This is a genomic window from Mesorhizobium sp. B283B1A (assembly GCF_020165735.1).
Lineage (GTDB): Bacteria > Pseudomonadota > Alphaproteobacteria > Rhizobiales > Rhizobiaceae > Mesorhizobium > Mesorhizobium opportunistum.
Window position 1 is genome coordinate 54,032 of the sequence record NZ_JAIUIQ010000033.1, and the last position, 18,370, is coordinate 72,401.

The 18,370-nt window shown below is 60.9% G+C and carries 15 protein-coding genes; 11 read left to right on the top strand and 4 right to left on the bottom strand.

The features are described from left to right. The first annotated feature begins 48 nt into the window (after positions 1-48). The 9 genes from LB577_RS24260 (at position 49) to LB577_RS24300 (ending at position 9,043) form a co-directional block, all read left to right on the top strand. A complete protein-coding gene (locus LB577_RS24260; RefSeq protein WP_013893336.1) occupies positions 49-363 on the top strand; it encodes a helix-turn-helix domain-containing protein in 315 nt (104 codons plus the stop codon). Next, positions 360-2,381: a hydrogenase 4 subunit B gene (gene hyfB / locus LB577_RS24265; protein ID WP_411969329.1), complete on the top strand. Its 2,022-nt coding sequence runs from the start codon at positions 360-362 to the stop codon at positions 2,379-2,381. Before LB577_RS24260 ends, hyfB begins: the two co-directional genes overlap by 4 nt. Continuing rightward, a complete protein-coding gene (locus LB577_RS24270) occupies positions 2,372-3,328 on the top strand; it encodes a respiratory chain complex I subunit 1 family protein (RefSeq protein WP_224689204.1) in 957 nt (318 codons plus the stop codon). The genes hyfB and LB577_RS24270 overlap by 10 nt, the downstream gene beginning before the upstream one ends. Continuing rightward, a complete protein-coding gene (locus tag LB577_RS24275) occupies positions 3,328-3,990 on the top strand; it encodes a hydrogenase-4 component E (RefSeq protein WP_023765223.1) in 663 nt (220 codons plus the stop codon). Before LB577_RS24270 ends, LB577_RS24275 begins: the two co-directional genes overlap by 1 nt. After that, positions 3,987-5,438, top strand: coding sequence for a hydrogenase 4 subunit F (locus tag LB577_RS24280; RefSeq protein ID WP_023765222.1), 1,452 nt, complete (start codon positions 3,987-3,989; stop codon positions 5,436-5,438). The genes LB577_RS24275 and LB577_RS24280 overlap by 4 nt, the downstream gene beginning before the upstream one ends. 19 nt (positions 5,439-5,457) lie before the next feature. Next, a complete protein-coding gene (locus LB577_RS24285; RefSeq protein ID WP_224689205.1) occupies positions 5,458-6,975 on the top strand; it encodes an NADH-quinone oxidoreductase subunit C in 1,518 nt (505 codons plus the stop codon). Between the two features lie 12 nt (positions 6,976-6,987). Further along, positions 6,988-7,527 carry an NADH-quinone oxidoreductase subunit B family protein gene (locus tag LB577_RS24290; RefSeq protein ID WP_224689206.1) on the top strand — a complete coding sequence of 180 codons (540 nt, stop codon included), beginning with the start codon at positions 6,988-6,990 and terminating at the stop codon, positions 7,525-7,527. After that, positions 7,511-8,056 carry a hypothetical protein gene (locus LB577_RS24295; RefSeq protein ID WP_224689208.1) on the top strand — a complete coding sequence of 182 codons (546 nt, stop codon included), beginning with the start codon at positions 7,511-7,513 and terminating at the stop codon, positions 8,054-8,056. Before LB577_RS24290 ends, LB577_RS24295 begins: the two co-directional genes overlap by 17 nt. A 300-nt stretch (positions 8,057-8,356) precedes the next feature. Then, positions 8,357-9,043, top strand: a complete 687-nt coding sequence (locus tag LB577_RS24300; protein WP_224689219.1) for a Crp/Fnr family transcriptional regulator — start codon at positions 8,357-8,359, stop codon at positions 9,041-9,043. 28 nt (positions 9,044-9,071) lie between these two features. Here the strand turns inward: LB577_RS24300 and LB577_RS24305 are convergent, their stop codons facing one another. The 4 genes from LB577_RS24305 to LB577_RS24320 form a co-directional block, all read right to left on the bottom strand. Beyond that, positions 9,072-13,199 (bottom strand): cytochrome P450, encoded by a 4,128-nt coding sequence (locus LB577_RS24305; RefSeq protein WP_224689209.1) that lies wholly within the window; start codon positions 13,197-13,199, stop codon positions 9,072-9,074. Positions 13,200-13,424: 225 nt separating this feature from the next. Beyond that, positions 13,425-15,206 (bottom strand): adenylate/guanylate cyclase domain-containing protein, encoded by a 1,782-nt coding sequence (locus tag LB577_RS24310; protein ID WP_224689211.1) that lies wholly within the window; start codon positions 15,204-15,206, stop codon positions 13,425-13,427. Between the two features lie 364 nt (positions 15,207-15,570). Beyond that, positions 15,571-15,903 (bottom strand): ArsR/SmtB family transcription factor, encoded by a 333-nt coding sequence (locus LB577_RS24315; RefSeq protein WP_224689220.1) that lies wholly within the window; start codon positions 15,901-15,903, stop codon positions 15,571-15,573. A gap of 245 nt (positions 15,904-16,148) precedes the next feature. Then, positions 16,149-16,721 carry a hypothetical protein gene (locus LB577_RS24320; RefSeq protein WP_224689213.1) on the bottom strand — a complete coding sequence of 191 codons (573 nt, stop codon included), beginning with the start codon at positions 16,719-16,721 and terminating at the stop codon, positions 16,149-16,151. A 148-nt stretch (positions 16,722-16,869) separates the two neighbouring features. Here LB577_RS24320 and LB577_RS24325 point away from each other — a divergent pair, with 148 nt between their 5' ends. Continuing rightward, a complete protein-coding gene (locus LB577_RS24325; RefSeq protein ID WP_224689222.1) occupies positions 16,870-17,424 on the top strand; it encodes a transglutaminase-like cysteine peptidase in 555 nt (184 codons plus the stop codon). Between the two features lie 550 nt (positions 17,425-17,974). Next, positions 17,975-18,370 (top strand): extracellular solute-binding protein (locus LB577_RS24330; protein ID WP_224689214.1); only part of this gene is annotated, 396 nt, incomplete at its 3' end.

An 18,370-nucleotide genomic window follows, 5' to 3' on the forward strand; every position in this document is an offset into this window, starting at 1 on the left:
TCCAACGCCCAGAGATAATACCTCAAAGCTGACAAAGGGGGTGCGACCGTGATAACTGCTCCACAGTTGCGTGCCGCGAGGGCGCTCCTTGGTATCGACCAGCGCAGGCTTGCCGAATTGTCTGGCCTTTCCGTGCCGACAATTCAACGCATGGAGGCCAGCGAGTCGATTATCCGGGGCAACGTCGATTCCCTCATGAAGTTGATCGGAGCACTTGACCTCGCCGGCGTCGAATTGATCGCCGATGGCGCCTCGAGCCAGATCGGCGGGCGCGGCGTGCGGTTGAAGGCAGACTTTGATCCTGCCAAGGTTCTTGGCCGGGCAGATGCGGATGCCAAATTCCCTGTGAGGAGCGTGGCGTGATTCCGGGGGCCGCGGTCCTTCTGTGGAGCGTTGCCGCGCTCCTGGGGACCGCGGTGCTTGCGGTTTCGGAAAGCCGCAGGGCGGGACCGGCAACACGCCTGATCTATAGCTTGACGCTAGGCATATCGGCGGCCGTGCTCCTGGTTCTCGCGAGCCGCATCGCCGATGATCCCGTCACCCCGTCGACCGCCGTTTTGCCGCTTGGATTGCCATGGATCGGCGCGCATTTCCGTCTGGATGCGCTCTCGACTTTCTTCCTCGTCATCGTCAACTTCGGCGGCGCCATGGCCAGTCTTTACGGCCTCGGCTACGGCAGGCATGAGTCTGTGCCACATCGGGTGCTGCCGTTCTTCCCGGCCTTCCTCGCCGGAATGAATCTTGTCGTGCTCGCGGACGATGCCTTCACTTTCCTGCTTTCCTGGGAATTCATGTCGCTCGCTTCCTGGGCGCTCGTCATGGCGCATCATCGCGACCAGGACAATGCGCGGGCGGGCTACATCTATCTCGTGATGGCGAGCTTCGGCACACTCGCGCTGCTGCTTGCGTTCGGCCTGTTGGCTGGCCCGGACGGAAACTACACGTTCGAGGCGATGCGTACCGCCTCATCCACCCCGCTCGTCACTGCTTTCGTCCTGGCTCTCATGCTTTTGGGCGCCGGCTCCAAGGCTGGACTTGTTCCGCTCCACGTTTGGCTGCCGCTCGCTCACCCGGCCGCGCCAAGCCACGTCTCGGCTCTCATGAGCGGCGTCATGACCAAGGTCGCCGTCTATGGCTTCATTCGCGTTATTTTCGATCTTCTCGGTGAGCCGCCATGGTGGTCGGGCGTCGTCGTCCTTTTTCTCGGCGGCCTGACGGCGGTTCTCGGCATCCTCTACGCGCTGATGGAGAAGGACCTGAAGCGGCTTCTTGCCTACAGCACCATCGAAAACGTCGGCGTCATCTTCGTGAGCCTTGGCCTCGCGCTGGCCTTCAAAGCGAACGCCATGCCATCGGCTGCCGCGCTGGCGCTTACCGCCGCGCTGTTCCACGTCCTCAACCATTCCTTTTTCAAGAGCCTGCTGTTTTTCGGTGCGGGCGCGGTGCTGACGGCAACTGGCGAGCGAGATATGGAGAAGCTGGGCGGCCTCATCTCTCGCATGCCCCTCACTAGTTTCGCCTTTCTGGTTGGCTGCGTGGCGATCTCGGCCCTTCCACCCTTCAACGGGTTCGTCTCGGAATGGCTGACCTTTCAGGCGATATTGCAAAGCCCCGATCTGCCGCAATGGGGCTTGAAGGTCATGGTGCCCGCCGTTGGCGGTCTGCTGGCGCTGTCAGCGGCACTGGCCTCAGCCTGCTTCGTAAAGGCGTTCGGGATCACATTCCTCGGTCGGCCGCGCTCGGCCGCGGTGGAACTGGCGCACGAGGTCGACCGCTACTCGCTGGCGGCAATGTTCATTCTCGCCGCACTTTGTCTGCTTGCCGGCATTCTGCCGGGTCTTGTCATAGACGGCCTATCCTCGGTGACACTACCGCTGATTGGCAGCCGGATGCCTGTGCAGATGGCGCAACCTTGGCTGTCGATCGTGCCGATTGCAGCGAGCCGCAGTTCCTACAACGGCCTGCTGGTGTTCCTGTTCATCGCCTTTTCCGCATCCGCGGCGGCATATGTAATCCACCGTTTCGCGTCGCATGCACTGCGTCGGGGTCCAGCCTGGGGTTGTGGCTTCCCGGATGTCATCCCCAGCTCGCAATACACAGCCGTCAGCTTCGCGCAGCCTATCCGTCGCGTGTTCGGCACGTTCGTATTCCGTGCAAGGGAAACGGTCGAAATGGTGGCGCCTGGCGAAACCGGGCCGGCGCGTTTGCATGTCGAAATGCATGATGTGATCTGGGAGACGCTCTATCAGCCGATCGCCAGGGCCGTCGATTTTGCGACCGACCGCCTCAACCATTTGCAGTTCCTGACGATCCGGCGCTACCTGACCCTCGTTTTCCTCTTTCTCATTGTCCTGCTGCTGGTGCTCGCACTATGGCCATGATCCTTGAGTTGGCCGTTCAAGGCGCGCAGATGGCGCTGGTGCTGTTGCTGGCGCCGCTCCTGACTGGCTTCGTGCGCAAGGTGAAGGCACGACTCTTGCGCCGCCAGGGCCCTTCCCTGGTCCAACCCTACCGCGATCTGCTGCGGCTGATGCGCAAGGAAGTCGTTCTGGCGGACAACGCGTCCTGGCTGTTTCGCGTCACACCCTATTTGATCTTTGCCTCCACCTGGGTCGCCGCCGCGCTTATCCCGACATTCGCTACCGGCCTCACCTTCAGTTGGACCACCGATCTGATAGCCATCGTCGCGCTGCTTGGAAGCGCTCGGTTCTTCCTGGCGCTGGCGGGGATGGACGTCGGCACGAGCTTTGGCGGCATAGGTTCGAGCCGCGAGGTCATGATCGCTTCGCTGGCCGAGCCCGCCATGCTGCTGATCGTATTCAGCCTGGCGCTCGTTGCCGGAGCGACGCAGTTGTCCACGGTCGCCGCCTTCATGGGCTCGCCGCAGGTTGGGCTGCGGGTATCGCTCGGCATGTCGCTTATTGCTCTCGTGATGGTGGCGGTCGCCGAAAACGCGCGCATTCCGGTGGACAATCCAGCGACCCACCTGGAACTCACCATGGTCCATGAGGCGATGGTCTTGGAATATTCCGGTCGCCATCTGGCGATGATCGAGTTTGCCGCGTTCCTCAAGCTCCTGCTCTATGTGTCCCTGATTTCCTGCGTCTTCCTGCCTTGGGGAGCGGCGAGCACCGGCGCAGGACTGCAATCCCTTGCCGCGGGTGTCGTCACCTATGTCGGCAAACTTACCGTCTGCGGCGTGCTGCTCGCCGTGTTCGAGACAGCCATCGCCAAAATGCGCGTCTTCCGTGTCCCGGATTTCCTGGGCGCGGCGTTGATGCTTGCCTTGCTCGCCACGCTCCTCCGGTTTGTCTCCCGGAGCCTGTGATGACCGGTCTCACCTTCGATATCGCTCATCTGCTCGCCGGCGGCCTCGTCCTGGTCAGCTTCATGATGCTGTACCAGGACCGTCTCTTTGCGCTGATCAATGTTTTTGCGCTTCATGCAATCGTGCTCGCCATGTCCGTGGCTTGGCAGGCCTACATCCAGGACGCCCATCATCTCTACGTCACGGCGGCAATCGCGCTTATCTTCAAGGCGATCGTCATTCCCGTCGGGCTTCATCGCATCATTCAGCGGCTCGGCATCCATCGCGATATCGAGACAGCCGTCGGGATCGGTCCGACCATGCTTGCCGGAATAGGTCTGGTGGCCCTGTCCATGGTCCTGATGTTGCGGGTAACACCCGAAGCCGACCCCCTCGCCCGTGAAGATCTGGCCTTCGCGCTGTCCATCATTTTGCTGGGGCTGCTGGTGATGGTCACCCGCCGGAATGCCGTCAGCCAGGTTGTCGGGTTCATGTCGCTCGAGAACGGTCTGGTCCTTGCTGCCACGGGGGCAAAGGGCATGCCGCTGGTCGTCGAGATCAGCGTTGCCTTCTCGATCCTTATCGCCTTCATCGTCATCGGGGTCTTCCTGTTCCGCATCCGCGAGAGGTTCGACTCGGTGGATGTCGGTGCCCTCGACGATTACCGGGGAGAGCACCGTTGACCGTGTTTTCCCTCGATGCGGTGGCCGCCATTTTGCTGATACCGGTCATCTCGGCCGCGCTTCTGGCGGTGCTGCCGAACTACCGGATATCGGCAGGCCTCAATGTCGCCGCGAGCTTGCTGACCTTGCTCGCTGCAATGTCGCTGTTGGTCACGGATCGGCTGCAGCCAGGTCAATACCTGCTCGTCGACGATCTCAATGTCGTTTTCATCGTGCTCAACACATTCGTCGGTTTCACGACCAGCGTCTTCAGCGCCTCCTACATCGCGCATGAGCTGGATACCGGGCGACTGACCGCGGCCAATCTGCGATTCTACCACGCGATGTACCAGATCATGATGTTCGGCATGAACCTGGCGTTCGTCTCGAACAACATCGGCTTGATGTGGGTAGCGGTGGAGCTTGCCACGCTGACCACCGTGCTCATGGTCGGCATCTATCGCACGCACGAAGCGCTGGAGGCCGCCTGGAAATATTTCATTCTGGGCAGCGTCGGCATCGCGCTCGCGCTGTTTGGCACCATCCTCGTCTACATGGCCGCACAGCCGGTTGTTGGCGAGGGCACGAATGCCATGGTCTGGACGGTGCTCATCGCTCACGCCGCGCGCTTCGATCCGGCTCTGCTCAATGTCGCCTTCGTCTTCCTGCTGCTCGGCTACGGGACTAAGGTCGGCCTTGCGCCCTTGCATGCCTGGCTGCCAGACGCGCATGCCGAGGGTCCCACGCCGATTTCCGCGGTGCTGTCGGGCTTGCTGTTAAACGTCGCCCTCTATGCCGTGCTACGCTTCAAGCTATTGCTCGCGGCAAGCCCTGAAGCGATCGCGCCTGGGCCGCTGATGATCACGATGGGGCTGACGTCGCTTGTTTTCGCGGCCTTCATGCTCTATCGCCGCCGCGACATAAAACGCCTGTTCGCGTACTCCTCGATCGAGCACATGGGCATCATCGTGTTCGCCTTCGGCATGGGTGGCCCGCTCGCCAATTTTGCCGGACTGCTGCATATGGTCATGCATAGCCTGACCAAGTCGGCGATCTTTTTCACGGTCGGCCACATTGCCCAAGTCAAGGGGACACAGAACATCGCCGAGATCCGGGGGCTGACGGAGACACATCCGGCGCTTGGCTGGGCGCTCGTCATCGGCGTCGTTGCCATTGCCGGCCTCCCTCCGCTCGGCATCTTCATGAGCGAATTCCTGGTCGTGAGTTCGACATTTGCAAGACACCCCCTGCTGGCAATGCCGCTGGTCTTCGGGATTCTGCTCGCTTTCGGAGCCCTGCTGCTTCGACTAACCGGCGTCGCTTTCGGCGAACCGCGCGGCAGCACTGCACCCGCCGAGGCGTCCTACATTCCCATGTATTCCCATTTGGCGTTGGTGTTTGCCGCCGGCATCTACCTACCACCACCGCTGGTCACCTGGTTCCAGCATGTCGCAGCTATCCTGGGGTGAAGCAGAGGAGAGAAAGAGCATGCCCGCGCTGATCGATCTCATCCTTGCTGGCCAACGTGTCGAAAATCATTTCCCATGGTCGCGGGCCGTGGTGACTTCGAAAAAATGGGGCTTTGCCATCGAGCAATTGGCCGAGGGCCACTGGAGCCTGCTCGGCCTATGGGGTGAGCCAGGCGCCGTCCACATGGCACTTCATGACGAAAATGCCGGGGACATCGGCGTTGTCAGCCTGGAATGCCCGAATGGCCGCTACCCGTCCGTCGGTCGGCTGCATCCGCCCGCGTTGCGGCTCGAACGCGCGGCCGCTGACCTGTTCGGGCTCCTGCCGCAAGGCGCGCCTGATACGAGACGGTGGCTCGATCATGGCTATTGGGGTGTCAGCCATCCGTTGAGTACCCGCGCCCGGACGTCTGCTGCGACAGCCTCCCCCTACCCTTTCCTGTCGGCCGAGGGAGAGAGCCTGCATCAGATACCGGTCGGGCCTGTGCATGCCGGCATCATCGAGCCGGGGCATTTTCGATTTACAGCGAGTGGCGAAACCGTCGTCCGGCTGGAGGAGCGCCTCGGATACGCACACAAGGGCATAGAAGGCTTGATGGCGGGGTCCGATATCGATCACGCAGCCAAACTGGCGGGCAGAACCTCTGGCGACAGTACCGTGGCATACTCCCTCGCCTTCGCGCGCGCGGTCGAAGCGGCGCTGGGTGTCGAGGTTCCCCCACGCGCGATCTGGCTGCGAGCGCTCATGGCCGAGTTGGAGCGTCTGGCCAACCATCTGGGCGACATCGGCGCTATCTGCAATGATGCCGCCTTCGCGCTCATGCATGCCCACTGTGGGGTGCTGCGTGAGCGCGTATTGCGGGCAAGCGATGCTGCCTTCGGCCATCGTCTGATGCGCGACCGCATCGTGCCGGGAGGCGTGGCAACCAACCTGAGCGATGACGGGACAACAGCGGTTTGGTCCCTGATCGCAGAGATCCGGCAGCGGTTTCCCGCACTGGTCGATCTCTACGACAACACCGCGTCGCTGCAGGATCGGACAGTCGCAACCGGCCGGCTGAAGGTGGAACTTGCTCGACAATATCGGGCCGGAGGGTATGTCGGCCGGGCCTCCGGTCGGAATTTCGATGCGCGGCGAAGTCTCGCCTACCCTCCCTATGACACGCTCAACTTCGATGTCCCTCTCCTCCAGGAAGGCGACGTGAACGCCCGTGTCTGGATTCGCATCCGCGAGGTCGAACAGAGCTTGTCCCTGGTCGAGCAAATCCTGCGACAACTGCCGGATGGACCGATCCGCGTCGACGTCTCACAGACAGGCGGGCCGCATGAAGGCATGGCGCTGGTCGAAGGTTTCCGGGGCGACATTCTGGCCTGGCTGCGCATCGGCAAAAGCGGCCTGGTCGAGCGTTGTCACCTGCGCGATCCGTCTTGGTTTCAATGGCCGCTGCTTGAGGCCGCTATCGAAGGAAACATCGTCGCCGACTTTCCGCTGTGCAACAAATCGTTCAACTGCTCTTATTCGGGCCATGATCTCTGAAGGCACGTTGTCATGCGCAAGCTTCTTTTTGAAAGCCTGATACGCCGCCCTCTTACCGAGCGTCCGCCGTTGGCAAGCGGCACGGCGGTCGACGAACTCGCGCGCGCGCTCGATGGGGCCGCTCGCAAACGATTGGGGCGAAGCCTGTCGATCCGGGCGGTCGATGCCGGTTCCTGCAACGGCTGCGAACTCGAGATGCACGCGCTGAACAACGCCTTCTATGACATCGAGCGTTTTGGAATCCGGTTCGTCGCCTCGCCGCGCCATGCCGATGTGCTGCTCGTTACCGGACCGGTCACAAAAAACATGCGAGAGGCATTGAAGCGGACCTACGACGCAACACCCAACCCAAAATGGGTGGTCGCACTTGGAGATTGCGCAGGCAATGGCGGCTGTTTTGCGGGCAGCTATGCCGTGATGCGCGGCGTGTCGGTGGCCTTGCCCGTCGATCTGCACATTCCAGGTTGTCCGCCACCGCCAATTGAAATTTTGAAAGGCCTGCTCACTTTGCTTGAGGGGGTGAATTCGAAGACTGGTGCCGTCCGAAGCTGACACCGCGCCCAGCAATGCCGTTGGCCGCCCGGCGATTTCAACTTCGATCCCGCCGATCCACGATGGATCTCGAAACACGGCAACGGTTTCGATCGAGCGTTTTCGAGCTTCTGTGACCACCTTCACAGACCGCCAGGAGATTTCCGGACAAAAGTGTGACCCAGCGGAACTGGCCACCTTCGATCGGCCTTCCGCCAATTTAGAATTTGTTTCCAACCTGGGGCGAACAGATGCGGATCTCGTTTGCGTGCGGCTCGTTTCTCGCCGCGGCTTTTACCTCCGCCGATGGCAACGACGGATACCTACGTCCTTGCCACGACCATCTTCGACGCTGCCGTCGACACCGAATTGGAGCTTTGCCCAATGCAAGGCATTGGCCCACGGCCGTGCCGAGATCGTCGTTCGGATCGCACGCGACGATCTCGGCGGTTTGAACAAGGCGGTCGGCACGGATATGCCGGGCGCACTGCCGTCTGCACGTTTATCGGTGTACCTCCAGCCGTGCGTGCAGACGGCCCTCTACAAATAGTGCTGGTCGAGAGATCAATCTGTCGAGCGGCAAAACATGCGCTTTGGAGATCGTGACTGCCGCATCCTTCGTGTCAGTCAAAGAGTCGAGAAAGAGATCATTCGCGGGCTGGGTTTCTCGTACAGCCACTGGTTGAGCTGTTCGGCCGCGATTCAGGAAGGGCGCTGGGGCGAGAGGGGATCGGGCTTTCCGGTCCCCTTTCTGCTGCCAGAAGGGGCAAGCACCAAAATGACATTTGCTTTGATCGATCACCCGGTTGTCATACAATCAGTCCGGTCACGACAACACCGGGAAGCCTTCATGCCAGCCGCCAGTGCGAACGCCAGACAGGATCTGCCGCACCTGGCGCGCATCGACCCGAGCCAGTTCGACCTCCTTTTCAGCGGCTGCAAGCTCGAACGCTATGCCGCCGGCCAGCATCTGTTCCTCCAGGAAGACGCTGCCGACCGCATCTTCGGTGTGATGAGCGGCACAGTGGAGATCTCGATCTATTCGCCGGATGGCCAGAAGCTGGTCGCCAATATCGAGCTGTCGCGCAGCTTGGTCGGAGAGATCGGCGCGCTCGATGGGCGCCCGCGCACGGCCACGGCGATATGCCTCACAGCATGCGAGCTGGTTTCGCTCAGCCGGACACATCTGTTTGATCGAATTGAGAAAAATCCGTCCCTGGCGCGTGCCATGATCGAATTGTTATGTGCAAGGCTGCGTTGGGTCAGCGGCGAGCTCGGTGACCAGGCCTTTTTCGGTATCGAGGCGAGGCTGGCAAAACGGCTGGTCTTTCTGGAAGGTGTCATGGCCGATGGCGCGGGCTGGATATCGATCTCGCAATCCGAACTGGGTGAATTCCTTGGCGTCACCAGAGAGTCGATCAACAAGACACTCAACGATTGGCGCAACCGGGGGGTCATCGCCATCAGGCGCGGCGGCCTGCGCATATCGGACGCTGGCGCGCTTCGTCGTATTGCCGAGTCGCAAGACGACTACTGACGGCGCCCACAATTGAAGTGCCGGGAGATCAGAGCCGCGAAATCAGAAACCGCAATGCCGACCTGCTCGGCATGAAGAAATAGCCGCCTCCACGGGTGGTCACGAATTGCGGGATACCTTTCAGCACTGTGACCTTTTCCCAGGATGGTATGGTGAACCTGCCGTTGCCGTCGCGCGAGCCGATCGTCGGATCCTTTTCGGCCACAAGCCCCTGGAATGAGGTCGATGATACCCAGGTCTGCTGGATGAATTCGTACTGCCGCTCGATATCCGCATTGAGGCACATGAAGAGCAGTCCTTTTTCGACCTTGCCCCCCTTCTTGCCCTGTTTTTCGTAGCTGCGACCGACCCGGATGATCCGATGGCGCTTGCCGATCCTGATTTGCGTTTCACGGTCCTCACCCAGCGAATCGCGGGGATTCGACCGCCGGACGTGAGCACCCAGCGGGCAGCGGTGCCCTTGGGGATCCTCGGTGCCGAAAGCAAAGTCATTATCGGCACCGCGCCCCGGCCGGCCGTCGGGATTGCGCACCAGCGAGCTGCCATCGGGCCAGCGGCCAAGCATCTTTGCGGCAACCCAACGCGGGGTAATGGCCGGGTCGTCGGTCTCGCTGGCCGCTTGTACCGCCGCCGCCTTGCAGTACGCGTTGAAAGTGTCGACGTGCTGCTCGAACTGGCGCATGACGAGGAAGGTGCCGTTGCGGCCGAAGTCGCGGCGCGGCGGCGGCAGGCCTGGTATCTGCCGGTTGCGGCGCACCGCCGAGAGGATACCGGTCCGGTCGAGCGACGCCTCGACAGAGGGCGATGACGGATAGAAACCGTGCTCGTCGCGATAGCCGAACAGAAACTCGCCGGGCGCGACAAGGTGCATGGGTGCCGCGCCAACGTTGGCGCGGGCGGTTCCCCTGACGATCGGCTGTGAGACGCCGTCGACGAAGCCAAAGTGCTCGACGGCGCGCTTGCCGTCGCGCTTGGTCGCGAGCGGCAGCTCCGAGACGAGGTCCATCCCCGCTGCCGTCAGCTTTGCCTTTGCGGTGCCGACCTCGACCTTCAATCGCTCCGGACTTTCCGCATAGCAGACGACCACCACGTCAACCGGCTTTTGCGGCGAACCCCATTGCCACTTCTGAGGCACGCTTTCGCCGAGATCGTCGAGGATGCGGCTGCGCTCGGGATTGCCCATTCCGTGGCGAAAGGCGACGGGGAATGTGTCGAGCGGATTGTCATCGACGCTGCCGTCCAGCCCGAGACGACGAAGGCCATCGGGACCGAACGCAACGGTCATCGCCCGCCCCGCCGGCACGCCGTCGCCGAAGCTGGTCTGCTCGACAACGAATTCCAGCCAGGCCCTGCGCCTGCCCCTGGAAAGGTTTTCCGGTATGGCCATCGCCAGCATATGGGCATGCCCCAGCGATCCGAACGGACCGAAGAACAAGGACTGAATCTCACCGGTCTCCAATTGTTCGACCGGCAGCGGGTCGGGCGCTGCTGGTCCGGCGTCCGCCTTCCTGGCCTGCGGGCGCGGCAGGGAGCCGAACAGGCTCAGCCAGTCGCGCGCCTCACTGCCCGTCGCGGTGGCGATGCCGCGCCTGATCCTGGAATTGGCGCGAATGCGCAACGTGTTGAGAGCAGGATAGGCCGAATACCAGAACAGGGTGGGCACCTGCTGGCGGCGCGCCCAGCGCTTGAAACGGTCGCCGTCGCGGGCGCCATCGAGGAAAAGCCAGCGTGTGCGAGGATAGCCCTCGGTGTTGCTCCATACGCCCGTCAGGCCGGCGGCGGCCTTGGCGATGAAATCCTCGAGATAGCTTTCCCAGCTGCCGCCATAATTGGAGAAGAACATCAGCCTGTTGGTGCCGGGCAACAGCACCCATCGGGCAAAATGGATGGTGTTGATGGTGGCAAGGAACCCCGGCCTGAAGACCTTCTGCGCCGAGATCGAGATCAGGTAGAACGACAGCCTGAGCGCCAGCCTCCGCAATATGCCGACCTTCATCGTCGAGATCGCCGTCAGATGGTTCTGGGCTTGCCCGGGCTGGTCTTCGCGGCCCAGAATCTTGTCGAGATCGCCGAGGTCGACCGGCGTGCTGTGCGGGACATCGATGTCTTCGAGGCGCCGTAGGGCGAGAAAGCACAGGCCGAGGATCACCGCTGCCAGTGCCAGGATTCCGAGCACGGCCAATAGAAGCGCAGTGCCGGCTATGGCAATGGTGCCTAATGTGAGACCGGGCGGATCGCCGAACACCAGCACATAGGTCATCCACCAGAAGGCGAGCACCAGCAGGGCGACAGCGGCCAGCACGGCCGGCGCCAGCAGCGTGGTTGTTATGGCTTGCCACCATTTTCCCGGGGGCCGTTCGAGCAAGCTTTCGGCAGGCTCGAATGCCCAGTCGAATTTTTCCAGGGACCGAACATGCCGGCGGGCTTCGTCAAGCGCGGCCGCCGCTCCGCCCTTGGTGGCGCACGGCTGTTCGACCAGCAGGCGAACTGCATCGGCAAGTTCGGCTTCTGCCAGGATGCGCTGCACCGAATGGCCCGGTGTACCGGAAAAAACCAGTCCGGCGTTGCTGCCGAAAGATGGTGAAATCTCGACATTGTGCTTGCGCAGGAATGCGTCCAAGGCGAGGCCGTCAGGCAGGTCGCAGACGTCCTTCAGGATTGGCCGCAGCCTGTCCCCCATGGCATGCGCAACAGCATTGATGACATCTTCGGCGCTGCCGTCGCCAGATACCTCCAGGACAAGCGCTCCTTTCCCATCGGCGGGGGAATTGCCCGCCTCGCCGGTTGGAACAACAGCCAGGCTGGCGAAATGGATGATGCCGGTGGCATTGAGCGCGGCACGGACCTCGTCGCTGGCAGGGTTGCCGAACCCTGCGACCTCTTCGCGGATGGCGTCCAGCGAGGCAGGCCGGGTGATCGGGCACACCACCGTCGCCATCGAATGGGTGACCGTGCGGCAAAGAGCGGGTCGCTCGAAATCGACCTTCAAGCTGTCCGGATAGGCGCCGACATGCGTCATCCTGCCAGCCTTGCCGCTCACGCGGCGGACATTGTTCTTCTGAAACAGGGCGCGAAGGCTTTCGCCAATCTGGATCCTGGCGATTTCGGCGCCGATGCATTGATGAATGCCGTAACCGAAGACCAGGTAATCTCGATGCGGGCGCGACGTGTCAAAGTGATTGGGGCTTTGCACGGCCTCGGGATCAAACATCGCCGACAGCGTTGCCGGCATGACCACCGTTCCGGCCTTCACCAGGCGCTCGCGGCGCGTGCCCATGGCGATGGTTGCGTCGCGCGCGGTGTAACGCCAGGGACCAATCCAGATAGGCTTGAAGCGCATGGCTTCCAAAATGGCCCTGTCCAGGCTGCCTGTGTCGTTCTTGGCCAAGGCTGCATCGATAGCCTGCCGCGCATCGGCGCGGGACAGGATCACGTCGAGGCAGTTGCCACCGGCGAGCACATTGGTCGGGACAAAGCCGGCGATCATGCCAAGCATGATCGAATGAATGTCGGGAAGCGAAAGGCGATCCTGATCCAGCAGATCGACAAGCCTTGCCAGCGGCAGCCGATCCTTGGATCCCTTCCTCTCGCGGATCGCATCGATGGAGCGGTCGATCACCCTGATCAGCCGGTCGCCGGCCACCACCGCGAGCTGGCGCGTGGTGGGGCTTGCCGTCGGGTCCGAAAAAAACAGCGCACTCAACGCAATGGCCCAATCGGCAAACTCGGATTCATCGTCGATCTCGAGGCCGAAGTAATCGCGGCAGATGCGCACCGGAACGATCTTTATCAGATCCGCTATCGCATCGAAGCCGGGGCTTGCGCGCATCATTATTTCTTGTGAATGCCTCGCGGCGATCGGCCTGACCAGGGCCTCGACTTCTCCCGGTGGGAAAGCGCCCAGCACCGACGATTTCATGCGCCGGTAATCGGCGCCGTCCTGCATGCCGAGAATGAAGTTCGATCCGCGTGCCAGTTCGGCCATTTCCGGCCCGTAAGGCGTCTCGAATTCGTCGCCGCGCTCCAATATCTCACGGACGTCCGCATTCCTGGTTACGAGCAGGAAGTTGCCGATGGCGAGATTGGGCCAGAACCTGCGCAGCAGCGCCAGCATCCAGCGCGGATCATTGAAGAGAACGCCGATGATACGCGACATGATACCCTTGGAGCGGAGTCGCTCCAGATCGAATGGCGGCATTTCGGTTAGTGGGCGCTGGTTTTCTTGTCCGGCCCGGACGGCGTCGAAATACTTTAAACGGATCATGCGCGTTCAAGCCCCCCGGCTGTCCACGTCATTGCGATGCCGGCTAACCCATGGCTAGGTTTGCAGCCTTCTCGCGTATGTGAATACTTTCACAGTTGTCGGCATTCGGCACCTCAATTAATCATCGCTCACGGCGGATTTGAAATTCGCGATGAGAAATTCGTTTGCCGCTTTGTCCACGAACGGTATCCAGCGCACCCTCTGCTCCGAAAAATCCGGATGTCGTGTCATAAGTATAGCCAGCTCCCGCATGGCCTCTTGCTTGCGCCCGCTCCTCGCCAGGGCGCCGATCTTCAGAAACCGGGAATAGAAATAGCCGGGCGACAGATCGAGCGATCGGTCCGCGGTAGAGATCGCCGATGGCCAATCCTCTAGGAAACTGTAAGCTGCGGCCAATTCCCCCAGATTGTGGAACCGGTAGAGGTCAAACGGGCTCAACCGCTCCGTCTCGACGAAGAACGGTATTGCACCGGCGGCATCGCCCAGCAGCAGGCGCGCGCTGCCCATCGCCGAGTGCGCAAAGGCAAAGCTTGGATTGATGTGAAGCGCTTCCTCGAGATGATCGACCGCCGATGCGGGCCGCCCTCTCATGATGTCCATGACGCCGAGATGAGCGTGCGGGCGGGCATCAAGGCTGTCCATGAGCAAGGCTTTGCGTGAATATTGCTTGACCTTGTCCAGATCGTCACTGTCGCCGAACCGCAGCCAGGCTCGCCAGAAATACCACCATGCCAGTTCGTTCAGCACCGCACTCGAATTCGGATCTTCCCGGTAAGCCTTTTCGAAAAACTCCAGCGCGATTTCAGTGTCGCCGCGTGTGCGCCGATTCATATGCCAGCGTCCACGCCGCACCAATTGCCACGTTTCCAGACTTTCCCACGGCACCTGGAAGGTCCGCGCCTGTTCGGCCCGGTCGACCTCCTTGTCGAGGATCGAGACGATCTCCGCGCCGATCTCGTCGCGCAGACTGAAGATGTCGGCCAGCGCGCGATCGAAGCGTTGCGACCATACCAATCGGCCGTTTGACACGTCGGCAAGCGATGTTGTCAGACGAATCCGCTCATCGTTGCGCATCAGCGTGCCGCTGACGATGTAGCGTGCACCAAGGGCATTGCCGATAACGCGCGTTCCCAAGGTGTCGTCGCGAAACTGGAAGCTTGAGTTCTTGGCAATCACCGAGAGCCATCTTCTGTGGGAAAGCCCGTAAATGATGTCTTCGGCTATGCCGTCGGCCATATAGCCGACGCCGCGCTCGCCTCCATCGCTTTGGAACGGCAGCACGGCGATTGCGGGTGGTCCTTTGAGCGACACGTTCTGCCGACCATTGACGGAAGGGATTGCCGCCATCAGCGCCGGTGGCGGTGAGAGGTTGCCGCCACGCCTCGCAATCAAAACGCGCACCGGCAGCGCGATATTCTTCAGCATGAGTTCGCCGAGGTCGGTGAATTCAGCCGCTGTCTTGTCCTTCACGTGGTGCCAGGTGGTTTCCGACACGGCGAGACCATCGTGGGGCGCGAATTCCTGGATCCTGGCTGCGATGTTGACGTCGTCGCCATAAAGCCGGCCTTCACGGACGATGACATCACCCGTGTTGATGCCGGCGCGAAACGGCATGCGCATGGGTTCGTCCAGCGATGAATTGAGCGTGACAATTCGATCCTGAAAATCGAACGCCGCGCGCAGCGCCTCGATCGGATTGCCGAATTCGGCCATGACGCTGTCGCCAGCATCGCCGAAGGTGCGGCCGCCGAAGGTGCTGCAGCTCTCGGCGATGATGTCGCGTCGTTCCTCGAAGGCAGCGACAGCCGATTCATCGTCAAGACCCATCAACCGTGAAAATCCAACGGCATCGATGGAGACGATCGTCGCCAGCTGACGGGTGTAATTCCGTTCAGCCATGTTTGTGTCCCGATTCCTTCTGGTCCTGCTGCAGCACAGGCGACCACCCGCTCCTGAACCTTCGTCGCGTTGCTGTGAGAATCGTCCTGGCAGGTGCGCCCGCGCCGATATCGCCCCTGTCCCTGTCAGGAACTCTAACAGTGCCGCTGCAAAAGCTCTACCACGATCAACTAATAGATCGTGGGCTTAAGCATCGTTTCCACGCTTGACAGCCGGTAATGACGCTCCAGACGCCATGCCGGGAAGGCCACGCGGCGTTTGATGATTGGAGGCGAAGCAGACCTGCCCCTATCTGCTGCCTGCGCGAGCTGCCAGGATCTGCAGGATTTCATGGATCCGGACGTCTGGATCGAAAAGCGAGGATTTACGCGGCGGGGGATCTGCGAGGCTTCTCGGCCTGCGAAACTGCAGCCAGGTTCACGGCTACATCGAATATCTGGGTGATTTTCTGACTGATCCCAAAACCACAGGAATAGTAGACGGTCTGCCGGTGACGCCTGGTGGAAACCAGTTGGTGTTTGCGCAGCTTACTCAGATGTTGAGAAAGAGCGCTTTTGCTAAGTCCGACCAGCACAGCCAATTCGCCAACCGAAATTTCGCCTTCCGTCAGATGGCCCAGAATCACAAGTCTTCTCTCATTGCCCAAAACCGCCAGAAGTTCGGCCGCTGGCGCTGCATGGTCAGACAACCTGTCCAGGTTCGGAGAGTTTGCCTCCAGGGTGTTGATAGGCTGCAGTCGCCTGACAGAAAATTCTTTGCGATTGTGTTGCATTAGCCTTGACCCGTTGTCCGGCCAAGCGGCAACGCTCGGTGTCAAGGCGCGTCGCTTGGACCCGCTGGAGCGCGACGCGCCTTCCTGAATTTGGAGCGGGTCAGTCAGGCGCGAAGCCGGATATCACATGCGCTCCAGCAACATCCGACACCGAGTTGCCGGAGCCTCTGCTAATGGCCGGAGCCCCGCCCGGAATCGCCACCCTTGCCGCCATTGTCGCCACTCTTGCCGCCGTCGTCGCCGCTCTTGCCGTTGTCGCTGCCCTTGCCGCCGTTGTCGCCACTCTTGCCGCCGTCATCGCCGCCCTTGCTGCCGTTGTCGCCACTCTTGCCGCCATTGTCGCCACCCTTGCCGCCGTCATCGCCGCCCTTGCCGCCGTCGTCGCCACCCTTGCCGCCCGTATCACCGCCACTGGAACCGCCTCCGCTGGCAGGCCCGTTGCTGTCGCCAATGCGTGAAAGCGTGGTTGCGATGAGCGAGGTGGTGATGGGTGGGCATTGATCGAGTTGATCTGACGAAAGGATGCTTCCCCGATTGATCGCGATACAACACATCGCATAGTTAGCGTCGGTAAGAGGTTGGCATTGGGCTGCCGTCATCTGCGGCCGTATACTATCCTGTGCTGCCGTAGAACTCGTCATACTCGCAGCCAGAACAGCAGATGAGACGAGCAAGGTCGAATAAACCTTTCTGATCAAAGTCATGGATCGCAGCATTTCTTCCTCCAACGCAAAGGTGCGCATGGTCCCAAACCAAGACGCTATCAATTAATTTCTACAATCCGGTAACATATTGTTATGTATGTTTGCCGAGAATACCTTTTTAAGGATTGATTTACCATTTTCTGCGAGGCTTGTTGGCAGCTTGACAGCCAAAAGGAGATGGTACGTGATGCGTTTCGCTACGCTTGTTGCCGTAGCCATGGTGGCAACTGGTTGCAGCGCGACAGCCGGCTCCCATGCGATGATGGTCACAAAGGGGTATGCGTTCCCTCCGCCGGCCGCTCGTGTGTTCTGCGCCAACCAGCCACGACTCTGCAGCACCAGCGGGCAGGTCAAGCTGGTGACGCTGACACCGGCACGCAGAGCCGAACTCGAAGCGGTGAACACCTCCGTCAATCGCCGGATCGAGGAGCGCAGTGACCTCGCCACGGCAGGCAGTGCCGACGACTGGCGTCTACCGACCAAACAGGGTGATTGCGAGGATATTGCGATCCTGAAAAAGAGCGAGCTTTTGAAGCGTCGATGGCCGGCTTCCGCCTTGCTTCTGACGATCGCTTCGCTTGGCGGCGAGGGTCACACGGTTCTCACGGTTCGAACCGACAAGGGCGACTTGATCCTGGATAACCGTGGCAGTGTCATCCGCGATTGGTCAAACACTTCGTACCGTTATTTTGCCAGACAGTCGCAATCGGCCAACGGGAAGTGGGTACGGATCGGTTCTTGAACTCCGGTGCAAAACCCGGTCCAACCGAGGCATGCCGGCAAGAATGCGCGGCTGTTTGGGATAGCGACCTGCGCAAAAAGGCTTGAAGCGTGTCGACCGGGCACTCTTTTCCAACGCAATGCGCTTCCACACACGGACCGGCCTATATGCCCGAGCCTCTGTATCGGGCGGCTTCCACCCAGAATGCGAGCGCAATTGCTGGAGAACGTCCCTTCACTTCAAAATCTTGCCCCCGATGGCTTCCCGCCGCGATCCATACAGTCTTTGAACGCTGATAGATCGTGATGCCTCGTGCTTGCGCCCGAGCACACAGGTTCGCGTCATTATGAGACATTTTTCTAGCCCCGTTGCCCATCCACCTTGCAAAACGATTGTGGTGGCCAAGTTCTTCCCGACAAAAGCCCGCACCGGCGCGACGGCCTTTTGCCGCGGTCTTCGTCCCAAGACCCGCCTTTTGGATTAGCTGATGCGGCATGTCTGTCCTTTCGGATGAATGCACCTTTTTTCTATAGATTTGGTAGAGTTAAATCCGTCATCAACGGAGGCAGAAATGACCAAACCTCATTTCAAGAAACTGCTCGGCGTACTGGTCGCCGCATCTGTCCAGTTCGGCACGCTCGGTTTCGCGTTTGCCGACACCACCATTCTCAACGTGTCCTACGATCCGACACGCGAGCTCTACAAGGCCTATGACGAGGCCTTCGTCGCGCACTGGAAGGCCGAGACCGGCGAGACGGTCACCATCCAGCAGTCGCATGGCGGATCGGGCGCCCAGGCACGCGCCGTGATCGACGGCCTCGAGGCCGATGTGGTGACGCTGGCGCTCGAGGGCGACATCAACGCCATCGTCTCGAAGTCGAAGAAGATCGATCCCGACTGGCGCACCAAATTCGAAAACAATTCGGCGCCCTACACCTCGACCATCATCTTCCTGGTCCGCAAGGGC

Coding starts and splice junctions, on each gene's coding strand:
- LB577_RS24270 (WP_224689204.1), top strand. CDS start 2,372: ATGGCCATGATCCTTGAGTTGGCCGTTCAAGGCGCGCAGATGGCGCTG.
- LB577_RS24275 (WP_023765223.1), top strand. CDS start 3,328: ATGACCGGTCTCACCTTCGATATCGCTCATCTGCTCGCCGGCGGCCTC.
- LB577_RS24285 (WP_224689205.1), top strand. CDS start 5,458: ATGCCCGCGCTGATCGATCTCATCCTTGCTGGCCAACGTGTCGAAAAT.
- LB577_RS24290 (WP_224689206.1), top strand. CDS start 6,988: ATGCGCAAGCTTCTTTTTGAAAGCCTGATACGCCGCCCTCTTACCGAG.
- LB577_RS24300 (WP_224689219.1), top strand. CDS start 8,357: ATGCCAGCCGCCAGTGCGAACGCCAGACAGGATCTGCCGCACCTGGCG.
- LB577_RS24305 (WP_224689209.1), bottom strand. CDS start 13,199: ATGTCGCGTATCATCGGCGTTCTCTTCAATGATCCGCGCTGGATGCTG.
- LB577_RS24310 (WP_224689211.1), bottom strand. CDS start 15,206: ATGGCTGAACGGAATTACACCCGTCAGCTGGCGACGATCGTCTCCATC.
- LB577_RS24320 (WP_224689213.1), bottom strand. CDS start 16,721: ATGCGCACCTTTGCGTTGGAGGAAGAAATGCTGCGATCCATGACTTTG.
- LB577_RS24325 (WP_224689222.1), top strand. CDS start 16,870: ATGCGTTTCGCTACGCTTGTTGCCGTAGCCATGGTGGCAACTGGTTGC.